Genomic DNA, 5,395 nt, shown 5'->3' on the forward strand with positions numbered 1-5,395 from the left:
GACCCCGCATGACCCTCGTGTGGCACGAGCTCACCCCACGGCTGCGCGCGGTGCGCCAGGTCCCCACGTGACCCGCAGCCGCGCGCCGCGCCGGCTTGAGCCCGGATGTCAAGGCGAGGCCACGCGCGGCTTCGGCCAGTGCGGTCTCACGGGGCCGCGTGGGGCCGGCGCCGCGCGGCCGGGGTCGGCTTGGGGCCGTCGCGCGGAACCTGAGGACGGTCCGTATCCGTGGACGAGGGCCCGCATCCTGCGCATCGGGGTGCGGGTCCTCGTCGTGAGCGGCGCCGGGGCGGCGGCGTCCCGGTACCGTGATCCGCGTGACGATGTCGATGCGGTGGGACGACGTGCTCGTGTGGCGGTGCCGCCGGCAGTTGCTGCACCGCCCGGCCGAGGCCGCCGACCCGCTCGTCGTCGTGCGGGCGCTGGCCGGGGTGCAGGCGCAGGTGGCCTCGTGCGCCGAGCAGGCCGTCGCGGCGCGCCAGCCGGTGCCCGATCCGAAGGGCGTGCGGGCGGCGATCGAGGACCGGCGGCTGGTCAAGACCTGGGCCGCCCGCGGGACGCTGCACCTGCTCGACGTGGCCGAGGCGCCCGCGCAGCTGGCGCTGATGGCGGCGGCCCGCACGTGGGAGAAGGGGGCCTGGCAGCGCACGTTCGTCACCGTGGGGCAGCTGGAGAAGATCGCGGCGGCGGCCTGGGAGGCGCTGGACGGGGCGGCGCTGACCCGGGAGGAGCTCGCCGAGGCGATCGTCGAGCACGCCGGGGAGCCGGGGCTGCGCGAGCATCTCGCCTCCGGCTGGGGCGCGGTGCTCAAGCCGCTCGCGTGGCAGGGGGCGCTGGTGTACGGGCCGACCGGCGAAGGGGACAACCGGGTCACCTTCACCCGGCCGGACACGTATCTGCCGGGGTGGGGCGGGCTGCCCTCGCCCGAGGCCGCGGCGCGGGTGGTGATCCCGGCGTATCTCGGGGCCTACGGGCCGGCATCGATGTCCGCGTTCGATCAGTGGCTGATCCGCGGGGCGTCGAAGAAGGCGGCGCTGCGCGGGTGGTTCCGGGCGCTGCTCGACGACGGGGTGATCGCGGAGGTGGACGTCGAGGGGGAGCGGCTGTTCGCGCGGGCGGACGACCTGGCGTCGCTGGCCGCGGTGGAGCCTTTCGACGAGGTACGGCTGCTGCCCGCGTTCGATCAGTTCGTGCTCGGGCCCGGCACGGGCGACCCGCGGGTGGTGCCCGAGCAGCACCGGGCGGCCGTGAGCCGGGCCGCCGGGTGGATCTCGCCGGTGGTCGCGTACCGGGGCAGGGTCGCCGGCGTGTGGGACGGCGACGAGGTCACGCTGTTCGACGAGACGGTGCCAGCGCAGGGCATCGCCGCCGAGCAGCGCCGCCTCGGGAACGGGGCGCCAAAACCGGCAGGGCGCCGGACGGCCCTCAGCCCTTGAGCAGGCGCCGAAACCGGCGGGGCGCCGGACGGGCCTCAGCCCTTGAGCAGGGCGCCGAAACCAGCAGGGCGCCGGAGCAGGCAGGGCGCCGCACGAGCCTCAGCCCCTTGAGCAGAGCGCCGGAAGCGGCAGGGCGCCGGAAGCGGCTCAGCCCTTGAGCAGGGCGCGGGCCTTCTCCGGGTCGGTCTCGCCGATGGTGGAGGACGGGCACTCGGCGGCCAGGGGGCAGGCGCCGCAGGCCGGCTTGCGGGAGTGGCAGGTGCGGCGGCCGTGCAGGATGAGCAGCAGGTTGACGGCCACCCAGTCCTTGCGCTCGAAGAGGGCCTGGATCGCGGCCTCGGTCGCCTCGACGTCCTTCTCCGGGGCCCAGTCCAGCCGGTGCGCGACCCGCGCCACGTGCGTGTCGACCGAGATCGCCGGGGTGGCGAACGCGTTGCCGAGCACCATATTCGCAGTCTTGCGGCCCACCCAGGGCAGGGCGACGAGCTCCTCCAGGGTGTCCGGCACCTCGCCCCCGTGCCGTTCGACCAGGGTGGCGGCGAGCTTGATGACGTTGCGGGTCTTCTGCCGGTAGTAGCCGACCGGGACGAGGATCTGCTCCATCTCGGCCGGTTCGGCGGCGGCGAGGTCGGCCGCGGTCGGGTACCGCTCGAAGAGCACCGGCCGGACCGCGTTCACCCGTTCGTCGAGCGTCTGCGCCGCGAGGGTCGCCACCACCAGCAGCTGCAGCGGGGAGTCGAAGTCGAGCTCGAGGCGGGAGTCGGGATAGCGGGCGGTGAGCAGCCGCAGGATCCGCCGGGCCCGGCGGGTCTCCGCGATGCTCGGCGCGACCAGGGAGGATGGCACGCGACGAGCCTACGCCTGACAACGGCGACGAGGCGGCCCCGCGAGGCCGCCCCATGCCGAAACAGCTCAGCACAACGGCGGCGGGGCGGTCCCGGGAGACCGCCCGTGCCGAAACAGCTCAGATCAACGGCGACGGGCGGCCCCGCGAGGCCGCCCCGTGCCGAAACGGCTCAGATGAGGCCGAGGCGCTCGACGGCGGCGCGCTCCTCCTCCAGCTCCGCGACCGAGGCGTCGATGCGGGCGCGGGAGAACGCGTCGATCTCGAGGCCCTGCACGATCTCCCAGCGGCCGCCGCGCGAGACGACCGGGAACGAGGAGATCAGGCCGGCCGGCACGCCGTAGGAGCCGTCGGAGACGATCGCGGCCGACGTCCAGTCGCCCTCGGGCGTGCCGTTGACCCAGTCGTACACGTGGTCGATGGCGGCCGACGCGGCCGAGGCGGCCGAGGAGGCGCCGCGGACCTCGATGATCTCGGCGCCGCGCTTGGCCACCCGGGGGATGAACTCGTCGGCGAGCCACTGCTGGTCGTTCACGGCCTCGGCGGCGTTCTTGCCGGAGACCTCGGCGTGGAACAGGTCCGGGTACTGCGACGCCGAGTGGTTGCCCCAGATCGTCACCTTGCTGATCTCGGTGACCGGCACGCTGAGGCGGCGGGCCAGCTGGGCTACGGCGCGGTTGTGGTCGAGGCGGGTCATCGCGGTGAAGCGCTCGGCCGGGACGTCCGGCGCGTGGCGCTGGGCGATCAGCGCGTTGGTGTTGGCCGGGTTGCCGACCACGAGGACCTTGATGTCCTCGGCCGCGCCGTCGTTGATCGCCTCGCCCTGCGGCTTGAAGATGCCGCCGTTGGCCTCGAGCAGGTCGCCGCGCTCCATGCCCTTGGTGCGGGGGCGGGCGCCGACGAGCAGGGCCACGTTCGCCCCCGAGAAGGCCGTCTTGGGGTCGTCGAACACGTCCACGCCGGCCAGCAGCGGGAACGCGCCGTCCTCCAGCTCCAGGGCCGTGCCCTCGGCGGCGCGCACGGCCTGCGGGATCTCCAGCAGCCGCAGCTTGACCCGCGTGTTCGCGCCGAGCAGTTGCCCGGAGGCGATGCGGAACAGCAGCGCGTAGCCGATCTGGCCGGCCGCGCCGGTCACGGTGACATTGACGGGCGAGTCGCTCATGAGACTTCTCCTGCAAGCAGCGGCGGGTGTGCTCTTCGAGTTCAAACTATCCCCATTGCCCCAACGGGCGTTCACCATCCGTCCGCTCCGTGTGGCTTACGGCACTCGATCAGGTAGCGGGTCGTGGTCGCGGTGAAGCTGCCCTCCCGGCAGATGTGCTCGTGGAGGGCGGCCAGCTGCCCGCGGTACCGCGACATCGTGAAATCCGGCACAATCCAGATCACCTTGCGCAGGAACACCGCCACCGCCGCGACGTCGAAGAACTCCAGCCGCAGGGTCGCCTCGCGCACGTCGACGACCTGCAGGCCGGCCCGCTCCGCCCCCTCGGCGGCCCGGCGCACGCTGCGCCCGTCGGTGACCGGCTGCGGCCCCATCATGAAGTCGGTCAGGGCCGCGGCGGTGCCGACCCCGACGTGCTGGGCGAGGTACGTCCCGCCGGGCGCGAGGGCGTGCGCGATCCCCGGCCAGTGCACGGTCGCCGGGTGCCGGCTGCTGACCAGGTCGAACGCGCCGGGCTCGAACGGCGGCAGCGCGTCGTCGGGCACCTCGGCCACCTCGGCGCGGTAGGGGGCGAGGGCGGCGCGGGCCAGGGCCGCGTTCGGCGCCCACGACTCCGTCGCCGCCACCCGCCCGGGTCCGCCGCCGGCCGCGGCCGCGCCGTCGAGGGCCTCGCGGAACACCTCGCCGCCGCCGGTCTGCAGGTCCAGCGCGGCGCTCGTGCCGCGCAGCCGCCGGGCGAGGAGGCGGGCGTACCCCCACGGCGGCCGCTGCTCGGTGGCCCGCCCGGCGAACCAGGAGAAGTCCCAGCCCTCGACCGGCACCGCCGCGCCCTCGTCGAGCAGGTCGTCGAGCTCACGCATGGTTGCACCCTCCGTTGCCAGGGCATCACCCCGGCATGACGATCATTGCGCAGAACACGCCGTTGTGGCTGGCCACGGCGGCGGAGAACGAGATCCAGGCCGGTCGGGTGATCGGCTGGCAGGCCGAGCACGCGCAGCCGGTGCCGCTGGTCGCCTGGACCGACGAGACCGGCCTGCTCTTCCGCGTCGGCACACCGGTCACCCCGGTGGTGTGGCTCGGCGACACGCGCGGCGAGGCAGTCGAGTCTGCCCAGCGTGAGACGCGGCTCGCAACCCTATAAGCCACGCGAGGCAGCGATGGACCCCGCTGCCGGATGGCCGGTCGACAGCAGACGGCGGCCCGGAGAAATTTGCGACATGACAAAGAGGTATCCGCGTTCGGCCGGGTGAGGGGCGGGCGGTAGCGTCCACTGCGACTCGAGCGATTCGTAGGGGAGTGGACGGGTGAAGGTGAACGCCGAGGCCGGGCATCGGCTCAGCGCGCACCTGCGCACCCATGAGGACGAGATCCTGCAGCGCTGGGTGCAGATCGCGGCGCGGACGCTGCGCAGCCGGCGCACCGCCGGATGCCCGGCGGCGACGGCACCGAGCTGCTGGCCCGGCTGGACGGCGACGAGGCGCTGGCCGGGGGGCCGGACCACGGCGGTGCAGGGCCGGGTGGCGCTGCTGGGGGTGCCGACGCCGCACCACGGGGAGTCGGTGGTCACCCTCGACCCGGGGGACCTGCTGGTGCTGGTCACCGACGGGCTCATCGAGCGGCGGGGGTTCACGTTCGACGAGGGTATGGACCGGCTCGGCGCCTGGGTGACGACACCGACGACGACGTCGCCCTGCTGGTGATCCGCCGGGGGAATTCCGCCTGATCCGTTGCGGCTCGCGGCCCGGGCCGGTCAGGCTTTCGTGCGGAAGCCGAAGCGCTTCCGCGCGCAAGCCGAAGACGCGCAAGCCGAAGACGCGCAAGCCGAAGACGCGCAAGCGCGCAAGCCGAAGACGCGCAAGCGCGCAAGCCGAAGACGCGCAAGCCGAAGACGCGCAAGCCGAAGACGCGCAAGCGCGCAAGCCGAAGACGCGCAAGCGCGCAAGCCGAAGACGC

At 74.0% G+C, this 5,395-nt stretch carries 7 protein-coding genes; 4 read left to right on the forward strand and 3 right to left on the reverse strand.

Annotated features, from left to right (window positions below):
- The first annotated feature begins 323 nt into the window (after nt 1-323).
- Nucleotides 324-1,436, forward strand: a complete 1,113-nt coding sequence (locus tag AB0M46_RS50330) for a winged helix DNA-binding domain-containing protein (protein WP_363348726.1) — start codon at nt 324-326, stop codon at nt 1,434-1,436.
- A 147-nt stretch (nt 1,437-1,583) separates the two neighbouring features.
- Here AB0M46_RS50330 and nth read toward each other — a convergent pair whose 3' ends face one another.
- From nth to AB0M46_RS50345, 3 genes are all read right to left on the reverse strand, one after another.
- Complete coding sequence (gene nth / locus AB0M46_RS50335) at nt 1,584-2,282, reverse strand: endonuclease III (protein ID WP_363348707.1); 699 nt, start codon at nt 2,280-2,282, stop codon at nt 1,584-1,586.
- A gap of 170 nt (nt 2,283-2,452) precedes the next feature.
- Nucleotides 2,453-3,442: a malate dehydrogenase gene (locus AB0M46_RS50340; protein WP_363348709.1), complete on the reverse strand. Its 990-nt coding sequence runs from the start codon at nt 3,440-3,442 to the stop codon at nt 2,453-2,455.
- A 71-nt stretch (nt 3,443-3,513) separates the two neighbouring features.
- The gene (locus AB0M46_RS50345; protein ID WP_363348711.1) at nt 3,514-4,302 is read right to left on the reverse strand and encodes an SAM-dependent methyltransferase; all 789 of its coding nucleotides are present in this window, start codon (nt 4,300-4,302) and stop codon (nt 3,514-3,516) included.
- Between the two features lie 35 nt (nt 4,303-4,337).
- Between AB0M46_RS50345 and AB0M46_RS50350 the strand changes: the two genes are divergently transcribed.
- The 3 genes from AB0M46_RS50350 to AB0M46_RS50360 form a co-directional block, all read left to right on the forward strand.
- Nucleotides 4,338-4,583, forward strand: a complete 246-nt coding sequence (locus AB0M46_RS50350) for a hypothetical protein (protein WP_363348713.1) — start codon at nt 4,338-4,340, stop codon at nt 4,581-4,583.
- 163 nt (nt 4,584-4,746) lie between these two features.
- Nucleotides 4,747-5,142, forward strand: coding sequence for a SpoIIE family protein phosphatase (locus AB0M46_RS50355; RefSeq protein ID WP_363348715.1), 396 nt, complete (start codon nt 4,747-4,749; stop codon nt 5,140-5,142).
- A gap of 27 nt (nt 5,143-5,169) precedes the next feature.
- A partial coding sequence (locus AB0M46_RS50360; RefSeq protein WP_363348717.1) for a hypothetical protein occupies nt 5,170-5,395 on the forward strand: 226 nt, incomplete at its 3' end.

The sequence above is a fragment of the Dactylosporangium sp. NPDC051485 genome (assembly GCF_040682015.1).
Lineage (GTDB): Bacteria > Actinomycetota > Actinomycetes > Mycobacteriales > Micromonosporaceae > Dactylosporangium.

Excerpts from the sequence above, each read along its gene's own strand:
- AB0M46_RS50350 (WP_363348713.1), top strand. The coding sequence starts at position 4,338 with ATGACGATCATTGCGCAGAACACGCCGTTGTGGCTGGCCACGGCGGCG.
- AB0M46_RS50340 (WP_363348709.1), bottom strand. The coding sequence starts at position 3,442 with ATGAGCGACTCGCCCGTCAATGTCACCGTGACCGGCGCGGCCGGCCAG.
- AB0M46_RS50330 (WP_363348726.1), top strand. The coding sequence starts at position 324 with ATGTCGATGCGGTGGGACGACGTGCTCGTGTGGCGGTGCCGCCGGCAG.
- AB0M46_RS50345 (WP_363348711.1), bottom strand. The coding sequence starts at position 4,302 with ATGCGTGAGCTCGACGACCTGCTCGACGAGGGCGCGGCGGTGCCGGTC.